At 56.5% G+C, this 23,643-nt stretch carries 18 protein-coding genes, 1 other RNA gene and 1 riboswitch; of the genes, 5 read left to right on the forward strand and 14 right to left on the reverse strand.

Translation table 11 applies throughout. From position 1 onward, the window contains the following. Window positions 1-90 precede the first annotated feature (90 nt). Window positions 91-1,617: a TSUP family transporter gene (locus CHB83_RS02995; protein ID WP_089331605.1), complete on the forward strand. Its 1,527-nt coding sequence runs from the start codon at window positions 91-93 to the stop codon at window positions 1,615-1,617. Between the two features lie 65 nt (window positions 1,618-1,682). On the opposite strand, the gene CHB83_RS03000 is transcribed toward CHB83_RS02995, so the two are convergent. After that, a complete protein-coding gene (locus CHB83_RS03000; RefSeq protein ID WP_089331606.1) occupies window positions 1,683-2,588 on the reverse strand; it encodes a CPBP family intramembrane glutamic endopeptidase in 906 nt (301 codons plus the stop codon). A 128-nt stretch (window positions 2,589-2,716) separates the two neighbouring features. Continuing rightward, window positions 2,717-4,174, reverse strand: a complete 1,458-nt coding sequence (locus CHB83_RS03005; RefSeq protein ID WP_045688191.1) for an amino acid permease — start codon at window positions 4,172-4,174, stop codon at window positions 2,717-2,719. Between the two features lie 337 nt (window positions 4,175-4,511). Continuing rightward, window positions 4,512-4,604, reverse strand: a riboswitch (SAM riboswitch). A gap of 311 nt (window positions 4,605-4,915) precedes the next feature. On the opposite strand from CHB83_RS03005, the gene CHB83_RS03010 reads away from it, so the two are divergent. Beyond that, window positions 4,916-5,602: a TIGR02117 family protein gene (locus CHB83_RS03010; protein WP_089331752.1), complete on the forward strand. Its 687-nt coding sequence runs from the start codon at window positions 4,916-4,918 to the stop codon at window positions 5,600-5,602. Window positions 5,603-5,689: 87 nt separating this feature from the next. On the opposite strand, the gene CHB83_RS03015 is transcribed toward CHB83_RS03010, so the two are convergent. The 4 genes from CHB83_RS03015 to CHB83_RS03030 all read right to left on the reverse strand — a co-directional run bounded on the left by CHB83_RS03015 (window position 5,690) and on the right by CHB83_RS03030 (window position 9,712). After that, window positions 5,690-6,421 carry an EcsC family protein gene (locus CHB83_RS03015; protein ID WP_045688192.1) on the reverse strand — a complete coding sequence of 244 codons (732 nt, stop codon included), beginning with the start codon at window positions 6,419-6,421 and terminating at the stop codon, window positions 5,690-5,692. Window positions 6,422-6,465: 44 nt separating this feature from the next. Further along, the gene (locus CHB83_RS03020; protein WP_089331607.1) at window positions 6,466-7,497 is read right to left on the reverse strand and encodes a Gfo/Idh/MocA family protein; all 1,032 of its coding nucleotides are present in this window, start codon (window positions 7,495-7,497) and stop codon (window positions 6,466-6,468) included. A gap of 133 nt (window positions 7,498-7,630) precedes the next feature. Next, window positions 7,631-8,440, reverse strand: coding sequence for a M48 family metalloprotease (locus tag CHB83_RS03025; protein WP_089331753.1), 810 nt, complete (start codon window positions 8,438-8,440; stop codon window positions 7,631-7,633). 111 nt (window positions 8,441-8,551) lie between these two features. Next, on the reverse strand, window positions 8,552-9,712 hold the full coding sequence (locus CHB83_RS03030; RefSeq protein ID WP_245855263.1) for a DegT/DnrJ/EryC1/StrS family aminotransferase: 1,161 nt from the start codon (window positions 9,710-9,712) through the stop codon (window positions 8,552-8,554). Window positions 9,713-9,877: 165 nt separating this feature from the next. Between CHB83_RS03030 and CHB83_RS03035 the strand changes: the two genes are divergently transcribed. Continuing rightward, window positions 9,878-10,774 (forward strand): hypothetical protein, encoded by an 897-nt coding sequence (locus CHB83_RS03035; protein WP_045688194.1) that lies wholly within the window; start codon window positions 9,878-9,880, stop codon window positions 10,772-10,774. 18 nt (window positions 10,775-10,792) lie between these two features. Here the strand turns inward: CHB83_RS03035 and CHB83_RS03040 are convergent, their stop codons facing one another. The 6 genes from CHB83_RS03040 to CHB83_RS03065 all read right to left on the reverse strand — a co-directional run bounded on the left by CHB83_RS03040 (window position 10,793) and on the right by CHB83_RS03065 (window position 14,474). Further along, window positions 10,793-11,749: a glycosyltransferase family 2 protein gene (locus CHB83_RS03040; RefSeq protein WP_089331609.1), complete on the reverse strand. Its 957-nt coding sequence runs from the start codon at window positions 11,747-11,749 to the stop codon at window positions 10,793-10,795. 74 nt (window positions 11,750-11,823) lie between these two features. Continuing rightward, window positions 11,824-12,522 (reverse strand): cell division ATP-binding protein FtsE, encoded by a 699-nt coding sequence (locus tag CHB83_RS03045; protein ID WP_045688195.1) that lies wholly within the window; start codon window positions 12,520-12,522, stop codon window positions 11,824-11,826. 57 nt (window positions 12,523-12,579) lie between these two features. Then, on the reverse strand, window positions 12,580-12,783 hold the full coding sequence (locus tag CHB83_RS03050) for a hypothetical protein (RefSeq protein WP_045688196.1): 204 nt from the start codon (window positions 12,781-12,783) through the stop codon (window positions 12,580-12,582). Window positions 12,784-12,875: 92 nt separating this feature from the next. After that, a complete protein-coding gene (fsa, locus tag CHB83_RS03055; protein ID WP_055562350.1) occupies window positions 12,876-13,532 on the reverse strand; it encodes a fructose-6-phosphate aldolase in 657 nt (218 codons plus the stop codon). A 220-nt stretch (window positions 13,533-13,752) separates the two neighbouring features. Further along, window positions 13,753-13,849: signal recognition particle sRNA small type (gene ffs, locus CHB83_RS03060), an RNA gene on the reverse strand. 160 nt (window positions 13,850-14,009) lie between these two features. Then, the gene (locus CHB83_RS03065) at window positions 14,010-14,474 is read right to left on the reverse strand and encodes a carboxypeptidase regulatory-like domain-containing protein (protein ID WP_089331610.1); all 465 of its coding nucleotides are present in this window, start codon (window positions 14,472-14,474) and stop codon (window positions 14,010-14,012) included. A 221-nt stretch (window positions 14,475-14,695) separates the two neighbouring features. Between CHB83_RS03065 and guaA the strand changes: the two genes are divergently transcribed. Both guaA and CHB83_RS03075 read left to right on the forward strand, forming a co-directional pair. Beyond that, window positions 14,696-16,228 carry a glutamine-hydrolyzing GMP synthase gene (guaA, locus tag CHB83_RS03070; RefSeq protein WP_045688198.1) on the forward strand — a complete coding sequence of 511 codons (1,533 nt, stop codon included), beginning with the start codon at window positions 14,696-14,698 and terminating at the stop codon, window positions 16,226-16,228. A 313-nt stretch (window positions 16,229-16,541) separates the two neighbouring features. Continuing rightward, complete coding sequence (locus CHB83_RS03075; RefSeq protein ID WP_089331611.1) at window positions 16,542-19,757, forward strand: AsmA family protein; 3,216 nt, start codon at window positions 16,542-16,544, stop codon at window positions 19,755-19,757. 55 nt (window positions 19,758-19,812) lie between these two features. Here CHB83_RS03075 and CHB83_RS03080 read toward each other — a convergent pair whose 3' ends face one another. Both CHB83_RS03080 and dgt read right to left on the reverse strand, forming a co-directional pair. Beyond that, entirely contained in the window at window positions 19,813-21,897 is a 2,085-nt protein-coding gene (locus tag CHB83_RS03080) for an ATP-binding protein (protein ID WP_143436976.1), read from the reverse strand. Window positions 21,898-22,016: 119 nt separating this feature from the next. Continuing rightward, a complete protein-coding gene (gene dgt / locus CHB83_RS03085; RefSeq protein ID WP_089331613.1) occupies window positions 22,017-23,438 on the reverse strand; it encodes a dGTP triphosphohydrolase in 1,422 nt (473 codons plus the stop codon). Between the last annotated feature and the right edge of the window lie 205 nt (window positions 23,439-23,643).

The following is a 23,643-nucleotide window of genomic DNA, read 5'->3' on the forward strand; positions in this document are numbered from 1 at the left end:
TTTTTAGCCCTTCTAACGCACTTTTGGCACGCGTAGCTTGGCCGAGGAAGTGTATCTTACCCTCGTTACTAGCTCCTACCCCCAACCATCATGCCTTCTTCCAACGAATTGCTACCCCAACCGGAACCGCCGCCGTCTGCCCCGAACGGGGCAAACCGCTTGTTTCCGGTTTTCCTCAAGCTGGAGCAGCTGCACGTGCTGCTAGTGGGGGGCGGGGTCGTAGGTTTCGAGAAACTTTCGGCTATGCTGGCTAATAGTCCGGCCACTGCCGTGACGGTGGTAGCCACCTACTTCTCGCCAGAGCTGAAAGTCCTGGCCGAGCGCCACCCGGCCGTGCAGCTCCGCGAGCAGGCCTACCAAACCACTGACTTAGTGGGCCACGATATTGTGGTGGTAGCTACCAACGACAAGGAACTCAATCTTCGCATCAGGACTGATGCTACGCGCCAGCGCCTGCTCTGCAACGTGGCCGATACGCCCGAAGCCTGCGACTTTTACCTGGGCTCCATTGTGCAGAAAGGCGACTTGAAAATTGCCATCAGCACCAATGGCAAGTCGCCGACTATCTCTAAGCGCCTGCGCGAGATGCTGACCATTGCCCTTCCCAACGAGTTGCATGATGTACTACAGCGCATGTCTATTATTCGGGAGCAAGTGGGGGGTGATTTTGCGCATAAGGTAAAATCCCTCAACGCCGTGACGGCTGAGCTAGCGGGAGGGCCAGCCTATGAGTCGCCGGCGGCGGCGCGGTGGCGCCGCCGGGCTACGGCGGCCCTGGTGGCCTTTGCCGCAATGCTGGTGCTTAATATTCTTTCCTTCTACTTCACCTGGCAGCAGGTGTGGCACGCGGCATCCAATGCTGAAATGTTTTGGATTTTCGTGGCCATCGGCTTTGGTGCCCAGATTGTGGATGGGCTCTTGGGCATGGGATACGGGGTAGTCACGGCCATCAGCCTCATGAGCCTGAACATCACCCCCGCCGCCGTGAGTGCCAGCATTCACACGGCTGAAATGTTTGCCAGCGGGGCCTCGGGCTATCATCATTACCGCTTCGGCAACGTGAATAAGCGCTTGTTTAAAGTGCTACTTATTCCGGGGATTCTAGGAGCCGTTACGGGGGCTTTCCTGCTTTCCAAGTTTGGCGAAACCTACGCTGGCTACGTGAAACCCTTCCTAGCCATGTACCTGCTGCTGCTGGGTATTCGCATTATTTCAAAGGCTTTCTCAAAGCCTGCACCGCGCAAAAAGCACAAAAAGCTGGGGCTGCTGGCTGCGGTTGGTGGCTTCCTCGACTCCTTCGGTGGAGGTGGCTGGGGCCCGCTAGTAACCAGCACGCTCATTGCGGGCGGACGCACTCCGCAGTACGTAATCGGCTCCGTTAGCGTCACTGAGTTCTTCGTAACCTTTGCCAGCGCCGTTACCTTTTTCGCTACTCTGGGCATCTCGCACTGGCAAATTATCCTGGGGCTGATTGTGGGAGGCGTGGCCGCTTCTCCCCTAGCTGCCCGCCTAGCTGGGCGTATTCCCGTGCGCTGGATGTTTGTGGGCGTTGGCTCCATGGTGATTATTTGGAGCTTGTGGGCGCTTCGAAAGGTGGTCATGACTTACCTGCTGTAGTAGCACCTATACAAGGCAAAAAAGCCCCGAAAAAACACTTTTTCGGGGCTTTTTTGGCTATAACCTTATACCGCCCTAGAACGGTCATTATAGGTAGTTGGAGACAGTGCTATTGGTGGCGTAAGGGGCGCCTGTGGCTCCTCGTCAGTAGTCAGTGGGGTAGTAGTCTGCTGCACCCGCCGTAGAATAAGTATGAGTACGAATCCGCTCAGCAATACGAGGCCTGCGTACGCGAAAGGCCACTTAAGCAGCATAGCTTCTGGGGAGTCAGTGCTCTTTCCACCTTCGGTAAGCATAGACCCGAAAGCTACTAGGTTGTTGAGCGCATGCACCGTCATGCACAGCCATAAGGAACGGGTGCGGTAATAAAGCCAGCCTAACAGCATCCCGATAAGAGCGGCATTGATGCTCTGCGCTGGGTTGAAGTGGATTATCCCAAATAGCAACGCCGACTGTCCAATGGCTACCCAGGGCTTATAGGCGCGGAGCAGGCCTTGTAGTATCACGCCTCGAAACACCAATTCCTCTAGCACGGGCGCAATAACGACACCCAGCAGAAAGGCAACTACGGGCGTCCGAACCAATTCCTTGAAGTAGTTACTAGCCAAATCTGGAAGCCCTAGTAGCTGCACAACTGACAGCACGCCGAGCATAGCAAGGACCAGCACTGGAAGCAATGCATACAACCATACTTGCTCGCGGCCGGCAAACTGCAAGGGGCGCCACCGTTTGCCTGCTTTCCAGCGTAGTAAGCCCAGAAAAGCCAGGTTTGTAGCCAAGGTCATGACCATGCCAACTACGGGCTTTGAAGCATGCGCCACGTTCTGAGCAAGAAGCATTACGGGGAGGCCCACCGCTCCGATGGCTAACAAGAACCACCCCAGAGCACCCCAGCTTTCCTTCAATGTGGGGTAGGCGCGCACTGGCGTTGCCAGCGGGCTAGCGGAGGCTTCCAACAAATTATTTTCCACGTATAATGGCGAGAAGTAAGAATACCTAATGCACCAAATCTAGCCAAACAACGGCATAAAAAACAGCAAGCCGAAGCAGTAGCGTCGGCTGGCTGTGGTACTAAATAGAGTAGGTTGAAGCTGGAGGGCTACCCAACCTGGCGCTGAGCTTGCTGCCGGCCCAGTTTACTGTGCTTACGACCGTAGCCGAAGTAGATAGCCAGCCCGATGGCCAGCCACAGGGCAAGACGCAACCATGTTTCCCAAGGTAAGGACACCATCATTACCAAGCAGGTCAGAATGCCCAGAATGGGGACGAGCGGCACCAATGGAGTACGGAAGCCGCGAGGAGCGTTGGGCTCCCGTTTGCGCATAATGAGCACGCCCAAGCATACCATTACAAAGGCCAGCAGGGTGCCGATGCTGGTCATCTCCCCTACCACTGAAATAGGCACGAAGCCGGCAAACAAGGCAATGAACAAGCCAAGCAGCAAGTTGGACTGCAAGGGCGTGCGGAACTGCTCGTGGATGCGCGCAAACACAGGCGGTAGCAACCCGTCTTTGGCCATGGAAAAGAACACGCGGCTCTGCCCCAGCAAGTCCACCAGAATCACGGACGTATAGCCGATGATAATAGCCAGAATTACGGCCGAGGACAGCCAGGCGTAGGGCGTTTTTTCAATGGCAATGGCTACTGGCGCGGCGCTGTTCTTGAACTCGGTGTAGTTGGCCAACCCCGTCATGACGTGGCCAAACAGCACGAATAGCACTGTGCAAATCAGTAGGGAGCCGATAATACCAATGGGCATGTTACGCTGGGGGTTCTTGGTTTCCTGGGCCATGGTAGCCACAATATCGAAGCCAATGAATACGAAGAATACAACCCCGGCTCCCCGCAGGATGCCGCTCCAGCCAAACTCCCCGAACGTGCCGGTGTTCTGCGGAATGTAGGGTTGGTAGTTGGCGGGGTCAATGTACTGCCAGCCCAAGGCAATGAACACGAGCACGACGGCCACCTTCAAGGTGACTACCAGCGCATTAAACCACGCCGAGCCTTGGGTACCACGAATGATGATGAGCGTAATAGCTAACACAATAAGCATAGCGGGCACGTTTACAAAGCCATGCACTACGCTACCATCCGCCAGCGTGGAGGTTTCAAATGGCGACGTCACCAGCTGGGGCGGCAAGTGGATACCGTACTTGCCCAGGAACTTCAGCAAGTACTGCGACCAACTGATGGCTACCGTAGCCGCGCCCACGGAATACTCCAGCACCAGGTCCCACCCAATAATCCAGGCAAATAGCTCGCCCATGGTGGCGTAGGCGTAGGTATACGCCGAGCCGCTTACCGGGACCATAGAGGCAAACTCGGCGTAGCACAGGGCCGAAAAAGCGCACCCCACGGCTGCCACCACAAACGAGAGCGTAACGGCCGGGCCCGCATTGTTGGCGGCCGCAATACCCGTGAGCGAGAATAAGCCCGCCCCAATAATTACCCCAATACCAATGGCAATAAGGTTGAAGCCATTGAGACTTCGTTTAAGCGTGTTGGCGCCCGTTTCGGCCGCCTCCTGCCGTAGCAGTTCCAAGGATTTTCTGAGCATGATATAGCGCCAACTCTGGATTGGCTAAGAGTGAGAAATTCAGTTATTTCTAGCCTAGGCGCACAACAGCTCCTAGCGGTTTATACTAGGCCTTTGCAGCGCACACGCGTAGCGTTTGCGGCTACGCCGCACCAGGCAATGAAAAACTGATAAGGGAAAGCGAAAATCCGCAGCACCGGCAGCTAGCTACGCCGCGCGCCACCAGCATTGCCATGGGGCTTCAACAGCAACAACATCTTTCCCAACTACACTGCCGCGCGCTGACTGCAATACGGAGAGAAGCAGCAAAAACTACAGGATAGTTGAGGGAGCGGAAGCGAAGCACCACGGTACGTTGTTTTTATATGGTCAGGAATTGGCACCGTTCCGGCAGTTGCGGATGGTTGCCGACGCGTCGTAGAGCCTGTCTCTCAGCGCCTCTGTATAAAAACAATCCTTTGGCTAGAAAGAATTGATGGAACAAAGGTAAGGGCCGCTTCGTGGTCCTGCAAGCAGCTCGGCAACTAGTCGGTCGTGCCCCCGGTTTACCTACCGCAGCTAGCCAAAGGCACTCTTCTCTCAACTCACTATCTAGGCTTAGGGGCGTTGCCGCTCTTTTGGTTTATCGTAGAGCCCGCGAAAGCAGACAGAAAAGTGCGGAGAAAAGTCAAACCGTACGTCAATGGGTTCGTACTTGCGCCTACGTTCTTTCTTGTGGTGGCTGCAAGCATGCAGCAGCCCTCCCACCGTTGCCTCTTTTACATGAACTCAGGAATTCAGAAAGCCCTGAAAGCAACCGGCTACGTGGCCGGTTCTGTGGGCGGCGCCCTCGGCCTCTACCTCACAGCTGCCGCTGTACTGTCGCGCATTACGGTACCCAAAGCCAGCACCGATCCGCGGGAGGACCTCGATATCTACATCTTTTCCAATGGTGTGCACACCGATATTGTGGTACCCATCTGCACACCCTACATTGATTGGAGCGAGACTATTCTGTTAGCTAACACCAAATCCAAGACCCCTGGCATGCGCTACATCGGGTTTGGCTGGGGCGACAAGGGTTTCTACCTCGATACACCCACTTGGGCAGAGCTTAAAGCCAGCACCGCCTTCGTAGCCATGTTTTACTTGGGCACCTCCGCCATGCACACTACCTTCTACCAGGACATGCAGGAGAGCGAGGATTGCATAAAAATCAGTATTAGCCACGTCGACTACCAGAAGCTCATTCGCTACATTCAGGAGAGCTTCCGCTACGACGAACAGGGCCTGCCTATTTATATTCCCGGTCATAGCTACGGCTCCGATGACTCTTTCTACGAGGCCCACCGCACCTACGGCTGGTTCTATACCTGCAATACCTGGGCGAACGATGCGCTCAAGTACTGCGGACAAAAAGCCAGCCTCTGGACTCCCTTCGACACAGGCATCTTCTATCAATACCGTTAAAGCGCTTTTCCTACTACTGTTTACTGCACGAGGTGGTACTGATTATCCGCCCTCTTTTCAGTGTTCAGCTAATGCACCTGGCACAAATCAAACTGATGAGTCAGTGTTGAAATAGCGCATGCGGTAGCAGTTCATAGCTGTAGTGCCGAGCTGCTCCAACAGGCGGTAGTTGGCGACGGCTCCCACGGCCGCCCCAATTACGGGTACTAGCTGAGCCATTTTGGCTAAGTCGATGTAGTCCCGGTATTCCTGCTGAAAGGTGCGCCAGTCAAACTCGTTTACATCTTGGGGCAAGGTATGGCGGTAGGTCTCCCAATTGGCTAAGCGCTGATACACCTCATTGCGGGTATGCTGGCTGCTGAAAGCCAGCTGAAAGATGTGCAATAGGTACAGGCGCTCAGTATAGTCTTGCACATCGTGGCCGTAGAGGGCAGCTACATCGTAAAGCAGTTTCAGCTTGATGCCCAATAGCAGCGGAAAATCGGCGAGGCCCAGCAAGAACCCGCCGGCCCCAGTTACGGCCCCTTCGGCCGCAGCCGTATTACGATAATTGCGCACACTAGTGCGCACGGCCACTTCTCGGGCTTGCAAGGTAGCATCGGCCAGGGGCCGGCGCGTAATGTACCCGGAGCCAAACAACACTCCACGCACCATCTGTTTGATAGCGGTGGTGATGGCCGCGTGTACTTTCTCGGGCAGTAGCGCATTCAGCCTCGCTTGCAGGCGGCGCGCCAGCCGGTTCAGCATGGACGGGCGTTGCTGCATTTTGCGTTGCCAGTCTTGCAACTCGGCGTAGGCATCTTGGTCGGAGGAATTCATACGTGCAAGATGCATCTACAGCGTAACCCGTTGCCCAAGTGGCCCTATAGATGGCGCAAACTATAGATTCGCTCAATTATTTCTACCACTTTCATTCCTTCCAGGGCATTGGTAGTAGCGAAGCTGCGCTTTTGCACGGTCTCTACCACGTTGTCAATTACCTGCACGTGATTAGCAGCACTACCCTGATACGGACCGTAGTCGTTGGCAGGGTTGGTGGGCGGTAGTTGGGGCAGTTGATAATCCTTTATATGGCAGTACTCTACCTTGTCCATGTATTGCCCTCCAAGACGAAGGCTGCCGTTTTCTGCCACCACGGTAAGGGAGCTTTCCAGATTCCGGTCCCACACGGAAGTGCTGTACTGTAGCGTGCCGCTACCACCGCGCACTAAGTCAAAAGTGACCAGACCACTATCCTCAAAGTCGGTGATGCTGGCGTGGTTGAAGTCGCAGAAGCGGGCGGAAATATTGGTAATGTCGCCGAACACCCAGTACAACAAATCGACGAAGTGACTAAACTGCGTGAATAAGGTACCGCCATCTTGCTGCTGGCGGCCCTTCCAGCCGCCAGCCTGGTAGTAGCGGGCGTCGCGGTTCCAGAAGCAATTGATTTGCACCAAATACACCTGACCCAGCCGTCCTTCCACCACCACTTGCTTAAGCCAGGCAGCCGGCGGTGAGTATCGATTTTGCATGACGCCAAATACCAAGCGCCCCGTTTGCAAAGCCGTGTGCACAATAGCCTCCGCATCGTGCTTGTGCAGGGCAATGGGCTTCTCGACCACTACGTGCATCCCATGCCGTAGGCCAGCTATAGCTTGTAGCGCATGCTGGTAATTTGGTGTAGCTATAGTTAGAATATCAGCCTCGTAACCACCACATTGCAGGTAGTCCTCCAAAGACGTGAAGAAGGGTATGCCAGGAAACTCAACTGCCAGTGCGGGGGCTAGCTCCGCTTTCACATCAATAAGAGCAACGAGCTGCGCACTAGGATGGCGAGAAACCAAAGCAGCGTGACGACGGCCAATATGCCCTACCCCACAGATAGCAAAACGTACGGCAGCACTGGCAGACACAGAAGAAGCGGGTTGGGATAGCACGCCGCAAGCTCAGAAAAAACTGCGTTTGTTTCTTACAAAACAAAGCCCATAGCTCCTTTTTGAGGGCTATGGGCTTTTTGAGGGGCACAAATTGCGGCGGCACTTGGGGCTAGAGCAGCCGCTTTAGCTCATTGAAGTTGCTATTGTTCACGCTACGGCCAGTGCAGCCTAGCTGCTGGGCACTACGCTGGATGCTAGTGATACGCGAGCCTGGGTTGGGGTGAGTACTCAGGAACTCGGGGGTACCTCCCCCACCGGCCTTTTCAGCCTTGATGAAAAAACCAGCGGCACCGTCGCAAGAGTAGTAGCGGGTACCATTGAGGTATATGGTCGAGTACTTGTCGGCTTCGGTTTCAAAGCCACGGCTGAACTTGAGCTGTCCCAAGCCAGCCGCAATCTGGACCAACTGGCCGGAGGAGCGCTTGCCCAGAATAAGACCAAGCAAGATGCTGCTGCCGTATTGCTGCTGCAGCTGCTGGGTGCTATGGCGCCGGTCGGCGTGGGCAATTTCGTGCCCCAGTACCCCAGCTAGCTGGTTTTCATCATCGAGGTACTTAATAAGGCCCGAAAACACGTAGATGTGGCCGCCGGGAGTAGCAAAAGCATTCTGGGTTGCATCATCCTTGATGATCTGTACATCCCAAGGAAACTGAGTACGGTACTTGATATTGCCGTTGTCGAGGACGCGCTTTACTACACCATCAAGCAATTGGTAGGCCCGGGCGTTCTTGGAGCGCTCCATCAGTTGCCCCTTTGCGCGGTATAACGAATCAGTTTGCTTGGCTACCTGAGCCCCCAGGGCAATATCCTGGTTGATAGAAAACAGGTTGATTCCTTGCTGGGGCGAGGTGAAGGCAGCTGAAGCTAACACAGAAACAGCAGCCAGCGGCAGGAAGAGGGTCAGAAAAGGGCGACGCATGGAAGAGAACAAATGAAAGTAAGCGGACAGTAATACGGTCAAAAGAAAAAACAGTGCCAGCTATCCGCTCAAATACTGAACTGGCACAGGTCTCTACCAGCTTTTAGTACGTCAAACAGGTAGCCATGCCCGGAGCACATCCCCTACGTATGATACCTGATCTACGGTAAGCGTAGGATGAATGGGCAGCGACAGTACGGTACGACACAACCGCTCCGCCACGGGAAACTGACCAGCCTGGTAGCCTAAATGCGCGTAGGCGGGCTGCAGATGGTTGGGCTGAGGATAGTACACTACGCTGGGTACTTTATGCGCCGCCAGGTGCTGTTGCAGCGCCGCACGCTGGCCCGGCTCATCGGGCACCTGCACGGTGTACTGATGGAAAACATGCGTGCTGCGCCCATCCCGCGCCGGGGGCACAATGCGTGGGATAGTAGCCAGTGCCGCATCATACTGAGCTGCTACCTGTTGGCGCGCCGCAGTCCAGGTGGGCAAATGGCGCAGCTTCACGCGCAGTAGTGCAGCCTGTAACGTGTCGAGACGAGAGTTAAGGCCAATATGTTCGTGATGGTACTTACGGGTTTGCCCGTGGTTGGCAAGTTGACGCAGGTAGGTAGCCCGAGCTTCATCACGGGTGAACAGCGCCCCCCCATCGCCAAAACCTCCCAGGTTTTTGCTGGGGAAGAATGAAGTAGTACCCACCTCCCCTACGGTGCCGGCTACCCACGTTGTGCCCTGGCTGGTAGTAAATGTGGCTCCAATGGCTTGGGCATTGTCTTCGATGAGAGCGACGCCCTGGCGCTCGGCAATAGCTCGCAAGGCTTCCAAATCTGCACATTGCCCAAACAAGTGCACGGCAATAATAGCACCGGTGCGGGGGGTGCATGCCGCTGCTGCCGCCACCGGGTCCAGGGCAAACGTATCTGCTCGTACGTCAACGGGTACGGGCACGAGCCCTAATACCGCCGCCGCCTCTAGGGTAGCCACATAAGTAAAAGCGGGCACCAGCACCTCTGTGCCAGGCGGCAGGCGCAAGCTCATCAGTGCCAGTTGAAGGGCGTCGGTACCGTTGGCACAGGGCACTACGTGGGGCCCACCCAGGTACTGGCTTACTTCCTGAGCAAACTGCTGCACGGCTGGCCCCTGAATATAAGCTGCTTCGGTAAGCGTTGCTTGCCAAGCGGCTTCCAGCTCAGCCTGAATGGGTGCGTGCTGAGCAGCAAGGTCGAGCATTTGAATAGGCGAAGGCGGAGCAGAGAGAAGAGTAGGCACAAGCGAAAACCAGAGAAACAGAACCACGTCAAAGATAGAGTCCGGGGTAGAACCCACTGCATATACCCCACGTAACCTGATAGGAAGTGATGCCGTTAATCGCCTCAAGCTCGGCCATAACGGTAGGCTTGCGCTGTTTCCTCCCTCCTATTCCCCAACACTACTATGCTCAGGAAAACTGTCACCCTCCACGCCCTGTCGGCCATGCTGCTGCTCGGGGGCGTTGCTGCTACCACCAGTTGCAACCAAGGTCAGAAACAAGAAATTTCGGCCGAAAGTGATGAAGCGTACAACGACTTCAAAACGTTTGTAGCCAACACAGAAACTGCCGCTGACAGCGTAGGAAATGAGATAGAGGCCGACTACGACCGGGAGACGGCCCAGTTGAAATCAGACTTTGATACCAAGGTAGCCGCAGTAGATAAGTACGCCGACCAGTACGACGACACCCGCCGCCAGGAAATTGAGCAGCTGCGTACGCGCTACACCACCGCTTACGACAGGCGCGAAATGGCGTGGAAAAACCGTCCGGGTAGCACTGCTACTAGCACCAGCGGCAGCACTGCCAACCTAAAGCCCGGGAAATACTACAAGCCCATGTCGCCAGCGGCCCAACTAACGGCAGCTAACGCCCGCACTACCTACGAGTCGTTCGTGAACAACATCAAGCAAAACGAAGACAAGTATGACATTGACGACTGGCGCTACATTAACTCCGAGTGGCGCGCCTTGGATGAGGCCTACGACGACGTCAAGAAAGACATCTCAGCCCGCGACTTGGCCGAGATTCAGAAGGAAAAGTTGAAGTATGCCGCCTTCAAGTCATTCGACAAAGCGGAAGCTCGCGCCGCTCAAGGTGCCGACGCTGTAAGCAGCGAGGCCAAAGAAGTATCGGCCGAAACGGCCGATGAGCGTAGCAAAGTGGGCCAAGCCGCTTCCAACACTGCCAGCGACGTGAAAGAAGCCGGCAAGGACGTAGGCAAAGGTGCCGCGAAAGTGGGCAAGAAAGTAGGAGGCGCCGTGAAGGACGTTTTCGACGGTAAGGACGACAAGAAAAACTAGTCTTCCTTTATAAGTAACTTAGGCTGGGCGCCGGCTTTCCTTTAGGAAGGTCGGCGCTTTCAGTTGGTATTGGAACGGCTGCGTTAGCTCCTCCAGCAACCAGTACAATTTCAAGGCGTCAAGCTGGCGCAGGCTTGGATTCTGGGAAAGCAAGTTGCTACGCACGTGGGCTTCTCGCAGCCGAAAAGCGGTGCATACAGCTTCGCTCAGCCCCCAGCGCTGGAGGCGTAGCGCAGCTTGCAGTAACTTGGTTTCTGCTCCCAGACCTTCTGCCTTATAGAGCTGCACGAGGTTGCGAACGGCATCGTGGGTTTTGGCTAGGAAGACAGTGGCCGGCTCCAGTCCATCATGCAGCACTGGGTTATCCACGTGCACCACATTCACCCCGTGCTGGCGTAGCAGCCACCCAAACTTGGTGTCTTCGTGCCCATAACGAGTCAGGCTTTCGTCGAGCCCAAAGCGCCGGAACAAATCAGTCTGAATCAGGAGGTTGTTGAGGGTCAGCTGGCCGTGGGGGGCCCGCTGACGTACGGCCGCCGAGCGGGCTTCTCGGCTTCGACCATAAAGCCAACGCAACCGCAATGATGCATCGGGCGGGGCACTACCTTCGTAGGCCGTGCCACCCGAAAGCACAGGTGCTAGGTCGCGGGCGGCGGCGTACCGGGTCAGGAAATGACCATCGGGTAGTAGGCTATCATTGTCGAGCAACAGCAGCCACTCATAGCGGGCTTTGGCGGCCAACCGATTGCGCACCGCCGAGCGGCCTACATTATAGCCCAGTTCCTCATACTCAACCCCAGCAATGGTTGTTAGCATCCGATTGCGCAACCGGTACTCTGGCGCCGAGCCGTCATCTAGGCAGTGAATCTCAACGAGCTCGCCCCAAGTAGCCGCCTGCACCAACAACCGACGCACGAGAGGCGTCACGTCGCGGTTGTATACCGGAATCAATACTGAAAGCCCGGGGTGATTCACTGAAAAGGAGCGTTAAAGGGTAGAAGTAGCAGCTAGTAAGCCCAGCTGATCAGGCAGGCTATACCTCTCTCCTTTTAGCTATCTGCGTGCAGATGAAACGGTTTGGTAGCGGAATCTAGTAGCTGGCCCTGCTCACATTTGAGCACGCGCTTAGGGTACTTGTTGATAATCTGGTAGTTGTGAGTAGCCATAAGCACCGCAGTACCTGAGTTGTTGATTTCCACAAACAAGCGCATAATGCTGTCGGCCACATCCGGGTCAAGGTTGCCCGTGGGCTCGTCCGCAAGTAGCAACAGAGGCTCATTGAGCAAGGCTCGGGCTATAACTACGCGCTGCTGTTCGCCCCCGGAAAGCTGATGCGGCATCTTAGAAGCCGCGTTGGCTAGCCCTACTCGCATAAGCACTTCTGAAATGCGCTGCTGCTTGCGCGCTTTACCTCTCCAACCGGTGGCATTCAGGACAAAAAGTAAGTTATCGGCAACGCTCCGATCAAAAAGCAGCTGAAAATCCTGGAAAATGATGCCCAGCTTCCGCCGCAGGTACGGAACCTTGGTGCTACCCGCTAGCTTGGGCAAGGGAAACCCAACTACCGTACCCGTACCCGCGGGCAAGGGCAAGTCGGCATAGAGAGTCTTTAGCAGGGAGCTTTTGCCCGAGCCCGTACGTCCCACTAGGTAGGCGAATTCGCCTTTTTCGAGCGTAAACGTGACCTTCTGCAGCACGGTGTTCACGTCCTGCATCACATACGCATCGTGCAGCTCAATAACGGACATAAGCGGTGGGTTCTTGCGGACTCGGGAGCAGCGGAGGTAGGCTACGTACGACTAGTGTTAGACTTCCAGCTTTTGCAGCTTCCCAAACTCCAGGTTAGAAATGACAGCGGCCAGTTCGGTTTCCTTGTTCTCTAGCCCGTAGCGGTGTAAATCCTTCAGAGGCCGATCAGCGCGGAAATAGGCGATGAGCACAAAGTGCTCATCACGCAGCTGAATGTAATCCGGAATCTTGGCCTTGCCTTTTACTTTGATGATGTACATAAGTACGAAGTGCGAAACGTGAATAAGTGAGAAATGTGACAAGGGCTTTCTACTGCGTTCAGCACATCTCTCACAGTATGCACATTACTTCTCTACCCGTTGACCTTCTTGTGGTCGGCCAGGAAAGTAGCTAAGCCTTTGTCGGTGAGCGGGTGGCTAAGCAAGCCAGTAATAACGTTGAGCGGACACGTCACTACATCGGCTCCAAGCTCAGCGCACTGAATGAGGTGAGGAACATGGCGCACCGAAGCGGCCAGCACCTGCGTGGGGTAGCCGTAATTTGAGAAGATATCTACAATCTGCTGAATCAGTTGCAGGCCATCATGTCCGATGTCGTCGAGGCGACCTACGAAAGGCGACACGTACGTAGCGCCTGCTTTGGCTGCGAGCAACGCTTGGCCCGCCGAGAAAATCAGCGTGCAGTTCGTTTTAATACCTTTCTCGGAGAAATACTTGATGGCCTTGATGCCATCCTTAATCATGGGCACCTTCACCACAATGTTGGGGTGCAGGTCGGCTAGCGCCTCCCCCTCCCGGATGATACCATCGTAGTCGGTAGCAATTACTTCGGCCGAAACATCGCCGTCCACCAACTCGCAAATCTGGCGGTAGTGGCTCATCACTGCGTCCGTACCCTTAATGCCTTCCTTAGCCATCAGCGAAGGGTTGGTGGTCACGCCGTCGAGCACGCCCAGCTCTACGGCCTCCTGAATGTCCTTCAGGTTAGCGGTGTCAATGAAGAATTTCATGCGGGTAGGTTGGAAACAAAGATGCCCCAAAGCTAATCACGGATTTATCGGATTAAACGCATTGTCCGGATTTTGTAGCTGGCTTGTCGTGTACAGCCATAACGGAATGGCCTCGAACGCAGAAAGGCGCCCCTTGCGAAGCGCCTTTCGTTTTGTATGCGAGTAGTTCTCTTTATGCCGCCTAGCTAGCAGACCAGACAAAATGGAACTGTAAGGACAAAAAAAAGCGAGCCAAAATCGCACCGCTCAACCACCTACCCTTGCTACCTTCCGGTCCTGGGGGAGTTCAGCAGGAGCTGGTCGTTCTGACTCGCCGGTGCAAAGGTAAGCACATATTTGGCGGATTAGGACAAGCAGGCTCATATTTTTTTCACAATACTGCTGCCGTTCCTATACTACCTGGATCTTGTTCTGGGAGTAAGTAGCTAGGTAATAATCTACTAGCCAGACTACGCAACCAGGGGCTGCCCAGAAATTTTAGCGCTTCCGATAAGCTTTGTTTGCAGCCTTACTTTGCTGCTTGAGCTGCTGGGCATAATTCCGGATGGGCTGCATTTCCACCGAAACTGGCCGTCCTGAGTCCACAGTTACTTGTACTTGCTGGTATCCGGCGTAGCTCACTATCAGGGTTGGCGCGGTGGCCGTGGTACGCAGCATAAACATCCCGTCAGCATTGGTGCTGCTGGTATGACTTCTTTCCAAGGCTAGCTCTACAGTAGCGCCCGCCAATGGCACTCCACTCGTGCTAAGCACGATGCCACTGATAACGTGCGACGCAGGAGTAGCAGACCCCGCTACCTTGGGCGCTGCGGTAGCAGGCTGGGCGGCTATAGTGGCCATGGCAGCCGGGGGTAACTGGGTAGGCTTGGCCGCTCGGGTTTGGGCGAGCAGGGTCAGCGGCAGCAGCAAAAATAGTGCGAGCAGATAACGTAACGTTTTCATTGCGAGCAGAAATGGAAGGAGAAGGAGCCATCTAAACTACCGAAAAACGAGCTTCGGTTGGCTATGATGTTGAACAATATTACACGGGGCTTTTATTCTACGAATTGAGTTCTCGCCCAATGCACGCAAATCCTATGCGAGCAGGCATTTTAGGGGAGTTCAGATGTAGAAAGAACACGCGCGGATTTTGTACGCCCCGGCCAGGTACTTACTTTTGTGCCATGCCTCAACAAATCCTGATTCTTGATTTTGGGTCGCAGTACACCCAACTCATTGCCCGACGCATCCGGGAATTGAATGTTTACTGCGAAATCCATCCGTATACGCACGCCCCGGACCTCACTGAGGACATCCGGGGCGTGGTGCTTTCGGGCTCGCCCTGCTCCGTACGCGACGCCAATTCGCCCAATCCTGACCTGAGCAAGTACCTCGGCCAGGTGCCCGTGCTGGGCGTATGCTACGGCGCCCAATTGCTGGCGCATCAGCAGGGTGGCGATGTAATGCCCGCCACCATTCGGGAGTACGGCCGCGCCCGCCTGGCCCGCGTACACCACGATTCACCCTTGCTGCACGGCGTGCCTACAGAGTCGCAGGTATGGATGTCGCACGGTGATACCATCAAGACGCTCCCAGCCGGCTTCGACATCATTGCCAGCACCCCCGAAGTAGCAGTAGCTGCCTTCCACATTGCAGGCCAGCCAACCTACGGTATTCAGTTCCACCCCGAAGTAACGCACTCGACGGATGGCAAAACCCTCCTGCAGAACTTTGTGGTGGGCATTTGCGGGCTTGATCAGAGCTGGACGCCGGAGCATTTTGTGGATAGCATGGTAGAAACCCTGCAGCGCACTATTGGCGAGGAAGACCAAGTAATTCTGGGCCTGTCGGGCGGGGTAGACTCTTCGGTGGCGGCTTTGCTCCTGCACCGGGCTATCGGCCCGCGTTTGCACGGCATCTTTGTCAACAATGGCTTGCTGCGCAAAGACGAGTTTGAAGATGTTCTTCACTCCTACCAAGACCTGGGCCTTAATGTGCGCGGCGTAGATGCTTCCCAGGCATTCTATGACGCGCTGGCTGGCCTCACCGACCCCGAGCAGAAGCGCAAAGCCATTGGCCGCACCTTCATCGAAGTATTTGATCAGGAAGCGCAGAAGGTACAGGGTGCCCGTTGGTTAGCCCAAGGTACCATCTACCCCGATGTAATTGAGTCCGTGTCAGTGAAAGGCCCGGCCGTGACCATCAAGAGCCACCACAACGTAGGGGGCCTGCCTGAAAAGATGAACCTCCGCATTGTGGAGCCGTTGCGGGCCTTGTTCAAGGATGAGGTGCGTGAAGTGGGCGACACGCTGGGCTTGCCCCACAATATTTTGCACCGCCACCCCTTCCCTGGGCCTGGCTTGGGTATTCGCATTCTGGGCGATATCACCCCCGCGAAAGTAGACTTGCTTCAGCGCGCCGATGCCATCTTCATCAATGGCCTGAAAGCGCACGGCCTGTACGAGAAGGTGTGGCAAGCTGGCGTGATGCTGCTACCCATTCAGAGCGTGGGAGTGATGGGCGATGAGCGTACGTATGAGCAGGTGGTAGCACTGCGCGCCGTAACCAGCGTGGATGGCATGACGGCCGACTGGGCTCACCTCCCCTACGAGTTCTTGGCCGACGTATCTAACCGCATTATCAATCAGGTGCGCGGCATCAACCGCGTGGTATACGACATTAGCTCCAAGCCACCAGCAACTATTGAGTGGGAATAAGCAACCCCACGGCGTTCGTATAGGTAATTAAAACGGTGAGGTGAATGGTCAGAAGCAAAGCACTGCTTAAGACTATTCACCTCACCATTTTTCTTTTTGGTAGTTTCCAACAGTAACGTAGCACCCTAATCGAGCCAGGCAGCAAACTGCTTGGGCCTGTTGGCTCAATCCTATGCGCTGGGTAGATTTCCCGGTTAGAATAGCCGCCCTACTTCCCCAGATAAATAGGCGCCCTCCTGCTAGCTGTACCGTTCAGCTACTTTCTGCGTAGAAGTGCCGGTACTCACCTTCTCTTGTCTCCCTCCGCTCCGGTATGAAACGCCCTTCCTTCCGTCAACTACTAGGTCTGGGCGTGGTAGTGCTTGTGGTGGCGGTAGGAGTTGTTGCAGGCCTGCTGGGCTCTAGTTGGGGGCGAAGGCAGATAGAACGGCAGGTTCGGGAGCGACTGGCGCAAAACTCCGACCTAGTGCTGGCACCCTTTCAGGTTGATTTCTCGCTGCTGCGCGACTTTCCGCATCTGACAGCCTCTCTGCATCACGTGCAGCTTACCGACACCGCCTACCGGCACTCGGTGCCTGTCCTGCGCATTGGCCGCGCCGATCTGCGCCTAACAGTTAGCCAGTTGCTATGGGGCCGCGTTCAGATCGACCATATTACAGTGGAGGACGCCGAGTTTCGGCAGTACACTGATGGGCAGGGCCGCGACTGGGGCCTGCACGGTCGTGGACCCCGCAAAGCCACTCCTACCATTCCGCCCGACTTTGACTTGGCATCTTTGACGGTCCGCAACCTGCACGTAACGGACCGTAACGACTTGCACCATAGTGGCTACGCGGCGCACGTAGCGCAAGCACAGTTGGTGGCCCGGACGCGCAACGGAGTAGCCCAGGTGCGAGGCACGATGCGGGGGCAGCTGCAATTTCTACGAAGCGGGCGAGGCAACTTGTTTGAGCAGGAGCCCGTGTGGACGCAAATACGGTACGCCTACAACTTTGGGGAGCGCCAAGGTACGTTTCAACGGACCCGAGCGACGCTCAATGGCGACACGGTCCTGATTTCAGGCACCCACAAGGCAGCAGGGCTGGGCGAGCGGCGGGGCACCCAGTTGAATTTAACGTTTGAAGGTACCCAACCACTCTTGGAAGTGCTACGGGTAGCATTGCCTACTAACCTGCACCGCTTTGTGGCAGAGGCCAAAAGCCCTAGCCGCGCGCACATTCGCTACACCATCCGCGGCCTGAGCGGGCCGACAGTCCGCCCGCGTACGGTCTTGTCGTTTCAGCTGCGCGACGCCCAAATTCAATGGGCCGACTCTGGGCGGCGCATTCGGCGGTGGGATGCGCGCGGGGTGTACGATAATGGCCCCGGCCACAACCCGAAGACAACCTACCTTACCTTTCAGCAGTGTCGCCTTTACTCGTCAACTGGAGAGTTGGATGCGGTGCTGACGGTACGAGACTTTACCCGGCCGGCTCTGAGTGGGCAGGTGCGCGGCCGCACCGACTTGCAAAACCTAGCGGCTATTGTGGCTCCCGAATTATGGAGAGCCCGCGGAGGTGAGGCCACGCTGAACCTGCGGCTGAATGGCCCACTACCCGTTCGCCCAAGCCAAGCAACGGCTGATTCCTTGCTGCTTCCGCTGGCGGCGCGGGGTACTGTTACCCTACGAAACGCCTCTTTCACAATACCCAGCCGAGGAGCCGATATGTCGGGGCTGAACGTACGGGTAGGGCTGCGCGACAGTCTCTGGACATTGGAGAACTTATCGGGCAGGCTAAACGGGATGAACGTGCAAGCTAACGCCACTACTACTTACCTACTGGCGTATGCATCGGGCCAGCATCCTACAACTACCGTGACAGGCACGTTTGCAGTTGACAAGCTGTTCCTGCCCCAACTCCGGCGACTGTTGGCTGCACCTTCGCGCCAGCCCAAGCCAACTCCGCCTCCCCTGCCTCCGGGCCGCACCCGCAACCAGCAGCTAGCATCTCGTGCCCTCAATATTTTGCCGCCCGGCCTGCGCCTAAACATCCGGCTGCGGTGTGCGCAGTTCATCTTACCGGCAGACACCCTCTACCAACTTGCCACCACGGTTTACCACGATGGGCACCGCGTGCAGTTACGCAACATTCGCGGCCAGGCCTGGGGTGGGCAGGTAAGCGGAGTCGTTAGCTGGCCTACAGACACTATTCATTTGCAGCCCGTGGCGGCGCAACTACAAGTGCACTTTGGCACGCTGGAATACCGGCGGCTGCTCTCGGTGCTGCGCCGACCTACGCGCACTACCCGCTCTGGTCCTTCCGACCCCACCCTGCGAGAGGTGCTACTGGCCGCCAACGGGCAACTGCTAGCTTCGGTGCAAACAGTGCGCTTACCCGGCAGTGAGTCTTTGCGCAACCTGCGCCTGCGCCTCGACAAAACAGCTACCAGCTTTCATGTGCCCTATCTCACCTTTGCCACTAGCGCGGGTGGGCGGGGGCGCATTACTGCCAGTGCCCGCGTGCACGAAAAACAGCTAGCCGCCGCCACTGCTAACCTCGACCTACACTACGCTACGCTCGATATTCAGCGGTTACTTCAGCTTTTCGCGGGATTAGCACCACCGCCCGCTCCTAACCCGGGAGGAGCAAGCCCAATGGGCCCGCGTAATGAAACGTCGCCGATTCTAGACGGCACTATCAAGGCGCAAGTGCGGGTTTCGGCCAACCAGGTGCGGTATGCCGTTTTACGAGGCAGTGAGTTCCGCTTGACTACTCGCCTGCGGGCGGGCCAGGCTTTACTCGATACTTGCTCGCTCCTTGCCTTTGGCGGTAAGATTTCCTTACGCGGGCGGTTAGAAACTAATAATCCCAATAACCAGCATCCACTGCATGCGCAGATGCGTTTGCAGCAAATTCACCTGCCAGACCTATTTCGGCTGGCGGAGGCTCTGAACTTTGATGTCCTAACGGCGGCCAACATCCGGGGTAGTATGCAGTGTGATGCCGATGTGCACACCGCCCTCGACAATGACTTCCTACCCGATCTGACCTATACCCACGCCTACCTCAAAACCGACCTGCAGAATCTGGAGCTGCTAAACGTAACGGCCATTGAGCAGGCGCTACGATTTCTGCGGAAGGAGCGCACCAGCCATCTATACTTCGAGCCCGTAAGTCCCCGCTTTGTGCTGGACGGCCGGCGGTTGCTTATTCCCGATTTGCACTTGAACAGTAATCTAACGGATATGGCCGTGAGCGGCGAATACTACCTCGACGGGCGTGCCAACTTATATATGGGCCTGAGCCCACTACAGGCGCTTTTCGGCAACAACACCAAACGTATAGATGAGATTAAGAGCGGGGCCGCCGCACGCCAGCCCAGCCGGGGCCTTATCTTCGTAAACCTGCACCGCACGCCGGGCAGCAAGTACAAAGTGCGGCTATTTAAGAAGCAGGAGCAACGCCAGCAGCAAGACCGCCTGTGGCGGCAGTATCAGCAGCTACTTCGGCGCCAACCGCTTGATACCGTCTTGCGCCAACTTCCCTAGAGCACTGCCGGCAGGGCCAGATTATGGCGGTTGGTTTTCTACTACCCTGCTGGTTTTAGCGGGGCAACCCTACCGTGAACTCCGTAAAAATGCCCTCTGCGGTTTCTACCCGTATGGTACCGCCATGTCCTTTCGTGATAATGTCGTGAGCCAACGACAGCCCCAGGCCCGTACCTACACCCACGGGCTTCGTCGTGAAAAAGGGCTGAAACACTTTGTTTTTGATTTCCTCGGACATGCCCGTACCGTTGTCTCTGACCCGGATAAAGACGTGTTCACCTTCTTGGCTACTACTCACACTCACGGCAGGTGCGTAGCCTTCGGGTTCTAAGAGCATGCGGGCCGTAACGGCGTGGAAGGCATTGGTAAACAGATTCAGGAGCACGCACCCAATTTCCGTGGCTACTACACTCACCTGCCCCACCTGGGGATGTAAGTCGGTGGTGAGCGTGGCTTGGAAGGAGGCATCCTGCGCCTGTAGTCCCTCGTAAGCCAGGCGCAAATACTCTTGAATGAGGCCATTTAGGTCGGTGGGCTGGCGCTGGCTGGTGCCGGTGCGCGCATGGGCCAGCATATCGGCAATGATGGCCGAGGCCCGCTGCCCGTGCTGGCTAATCTCTTGCAGGTTTTGACGTAGTCCAGCTACTATCTCCTGCTGAAGGTCGGAAGCATCTTGGCTAGCAGATTCCTGACTGAGCAGTCCCACACTTACCTCAGCAAACTTCTTCATGAAGTTGAGTGGATTTTGCAGCTCGTGCGCAATACCGGCCGACAACTCCCCAACGAACGCCCACTTCTCGGAAGCCACCAGCTGTTTCTGCGTGGCTATCAGCTGGGTCTGTTGTTGCTCTAGCAGCGCGTAGGCCCGCTGTTTCTGCTGGTTGTTGCGCCACAAAACCGCACTCAGCCCTCCTACCACCGTCAGCCCTAGCAATGCAACTCCCAATAGCCACTGTTGCTGGCGGTTTTGCTGCCGAATCTGTTCGGCGTGCTGGGTCAGCTGCTGAATGCGCACTTGCCGGCGCGACAATTCGTAGCCGTACTGCAAGGCGGCCGTCCGCCGGATAAGCTCCCGGCTACTCAAACTATCCTGATAGATGCTCGACAGGCGCTGGTAGCGGTAGGCGTCCTGATAACGGCCCAGCTTGGCGCTGGCTTCAGTGAGCACCCGGCTTACGTCGCGCACGTTCTCTTTCACCCCACTGCGCAGGCTTGCTGCCAAACTGGCCTGACCATACACCAGGGCACTATCGGGGCGGCCGGTGTGCAGATGGGCGCGAGCCAGCACTAGCTGCGTCCAGGGTAGATAGCCAATTACATCAAGCTTGCGCAGTTGCGCCAGGGCCCGGTAACCAACGGTGAAGGCTTCGGGATAGTGCCCTTGCCGCTCGTACATATCGGCAATGTTGAATTCTTCTACCAAGTGCCCAGGCACATCACCCAAGCGAGAGGCTAGGGCCGCATCCTGCTCATAATACTGCCGTGCAGTATGCCACTTACCTTGCGTGCGATACAAGTCGCCGAGCCCACGCAAGCTCTGGGAAACGCCCGATTGGTTGTTATGCTGCGCGGAGAGCTGCCGGCAGTGCAGAAGGTAGAACTCGGCCTTTACGTACTCTCCTAGCTGGGTGCTAATGATGCCTAACTGGGCGTTCATCAGTACCAGCCAGTGCGGGTTATTGAGCTTTTCAGCCAGCGACAATCCTTGCTGAGCGTGCGACAGGGCCTGCGCATAGTTGCCCTGGCCGAAGTAGATGTAGGCCAGATTATACACGCACGCCAGGTGGTTGAGGGAATCATGCACTTGGGCAAACCCTTGGCGGGCACGCTCGGTGTAGCGCTGAGCCGGGCCATGTTCGTTGCGCTTGCGGTAGTAGAACCCAAGCCCCAACTCCGCCTTTGCCCGCCCAAACGTGTAGCCTAGCCGCTTAGCTAGCCGCAACGCTTCTTCAAAGGTTGCTTTAGACTCGCGCGGGGCAGAGGAACGCTGCTCGAACGCCAGGAGGTTAAGCCGGTTGACTCTTCCGGTATCTTGCTGGGGGTGCGCCTGTAGCTGCGTCTGTATTCGTTGAAGAGAAGTTCCTTGCCCCCAGGTAACCGGGCTGGCAAGCAGCAGCAATAGGAGGAGCCAATATTTCACGAAGGTCGGCAAGTCAAGAACTATGCAAACCTAACTATATTCTGGGCTATTCCTGCACACTACAGTTCTGCTTGCTGCATTCTAAATCAGCACCATAGGGTACGCTTACCTAGTAGTTATCAGAATATTTTCGGGAGCTCAATCCCCCGAATAGTTCGGAATAGGCTCATTGCATTTTGGTCCGTAAGGCCTCCGATGTAGTCCGTAAGCAGTACAATTTGCTCGTAGGCTGAGGTGCCTTCCTGGGGGCCAATAGCTCGGAATTGCTCAGGTAGCAGTTGTAGCAGCCGGCGCGAGCGGGCACTGGCTTGCGGGTCGAAGGTGGCGTGCAGGAAGGCATCGAGCAGACCGGCCAGTACCTCGAAGCCGGCCGCCTCGGTTTCCAGTACTGGGCGGCTCCGGTAGAGATGCTCCATGGTAAGCTGGTGCATATGCTGCAACTGAGGCCAGCAGTCGAGCTGCTGCACCAGGGGCTCATCAGAATGCCCCCGCAGCAGGTCGTCGGCCCGGTCGGCAAACAGACGAGCGGTTTGCTGCACCAAGCGGTTGATGAGGCGAGCCCGTAGGTAGCCGAGTTCCTCGCGCCAGTCGCGCCACTCAATGGAACCACGCCGGCCGGGAGCGTCGCCTAGCAAGTCGCGCAGTAGTTGTAAGCCGGTTTCGCATGGAATCAGGCCCAGCTTCAGGCCGTCTTCAAAGTCGATGATGCGGAAGCACAGGTCATCGGCTGCCTCCACCAAAAAGGCCAGCGGGTGCCGATGGTAGAAGCCTCCTACGTCGGTGCCGGGCGGCTTGGGTAGCAGGCCAAGCTCCCGCGCTACTTCCTGAAAGCGGGGTGCTTCCGTCTGGAAATAGCCGTACTTCTTCTCACTGGTGCCCCGCGTGCTGCCGGCCTCATCTAGAATAGAAGGCCGGGGGTACTTCGTGAAAGCCCCTAGCGTAGCGTACGTAAGGCCCAGGCCAGCCGAGCCCGAGCTATGTGCGGCGTAGGTATGGGTAAGGATGCGAAAGCCCGCGGCATTGCCCTCGAACTGCTGCAAATCGGCCCGCTGAGCGGCGTTGAGCACGCGCACAAACGGCTCGGCGGCGGGGCTGCGGAAGTAGGCTGATATAGCATCTTCCCCGGAATGCCCAAACGGAGGATTGCCAATGTCGTGCGCTAGGCAGGCCGCCGCCACAATATCGCCCAAGTCACTATCGAAGTGAGGCAGCAGTTGAGCTAGGCCCGCCGTTTCTTCCAGCAGCAGTCGGCCGCCCAAGCGCCCCAAGGAGCGTCCTACGCTGGCCGTTTCCAGCGAGTGCGTGAGGCGAGTATGCACAAAATCAGTTTCAGGCAGCGGCATCACCTGGGTTTTGCGCTGCAACCGCCGAAACGCTGAGCTGAATACCACCCGGTCGTAGTCGGCCACGAAGGCCCCACGAACGGGCGGGGCGTCGGTTACTACGTGCAGTTGGGGCTGATCGGGGTAGCGGCGGCGGCTCAGGAGTCGCTCCCACGTCATGGTGGGGGCGTCGGGCGAATCGGTTTGCAGGTGCATCATGGGAGAGGCAAGGTAGCGGGCCAAGGTGATTTTTGCAGTACGCAGCCAGCAGATAAACTATGGGGTTCCTGGGCCCTTGTATTTTAGATTGCTTTGCCTTCTATCTTGCCAACCTGAACACCACGGAGCCTAGCGCTCTCAGAACCAGCAGCGAAGCAGGTAACCCGCTACTTCATACACGGCACTCCACAAGCGTTTTCCCGGC

The sequence above is a fragment of the Hymenobacter mucosus genome (assembly GCF_900188255.1).
In the GTDB taxonomy this organism is placed as follows: domain Bacteria; phylum Bacteroidota; class Bacteroidia; order Cytophagales; family Hymenobacteraceae; genus Hymenobacter; species Hymenobacter mucosus.

Coding starts and splice junctions, on each gene's coding strand:
- CHB83_RS02995 (WP_089331605.1), top strand. CDS start 91: ATGCCTTCTTCCAACGAATTGCTACCCCAACCGGAACCGCCGCCGTCT.
- CHB83_RS03005 (WP_045688191.1), bottom strand. CDS start 4,174: ATGCTCAGAAAATCCTTGGAACTGCTACGGCAGGAGGCGGCCGAAACG.
- CHB83_RS03010 (WP_089331752.1), top strand. CDS start 4,916: ATGAACTCAGGAATTCAGAAAGCCCTGAAAGCAACCGGCTACGTGGCC.
- CHB83_RS03015 (WP_045688192.1), bottom strand. CDS start 6,421: ATGAATTCCTCCGACCAAGATGCCTACGCCGAGTTGCAAGACTGGCAA.
- CHB83_RS03025 (WP_089331753.1), bottom strand. CDS start 8,440: ATGCGTCGCCCTTTTCTGACCCTCTTCCTGCCGCTGGCTGCTGTTTCT.
- CHB83_RS03035 (WP_045688194.1), top strand. CDS start 9,878: ATGCTCAGGAAAACTGTCACCCTCCACGCCCTGTCGGCCATGCTGCTG.
- CHB83_RS03045 (WP_045688195.1), bottom strand. CDS start 12,522: ATGTCCGTTATTGAGCTGCACGATGCGTATGTGATGCAGGACGTGAAC.
- CHB83_RS03050 (WP_045688196.1), bottom strand. CDS start 12,783: ATGTACATCATCAAAGTAAAAGGCAAGGCCAAGATTCCGGATTACATT.
- fsa (WP_055562350.1), bottom strand. CDS start 13,532: ATGAAATTCTTCATTGACACCGCTAACCTGAAGGACATTCAGGAGGCC.
- CHB83_RS03065 (WP_089331610.1), bottom strand. CDS start 14,474: ATGAAAACGTTACGTTATCTGCTCGCACTATTTTTGCTGCTGCCGCTG.
- guaA (WP_045688198.1), top strand. CDS start 14,696: ATGCCTCAACAAATCCTGATTCTTGATTTTGGGTCGCAGTACACCCAA.
- CHB83_RS03075 (WP_089331611.1), top strand. CDS start 16,542: ATGAAACGCCCTTCCTTCCGTCAACTACTAGGTCTGGGCGTGGTAGTG.
- dgt (WP_089331613.1), bottom strand. CDS start 23,438: ATGATGCACCTGCAAACCGATTCGCCCGACGCCCCCACCATGACGTGG.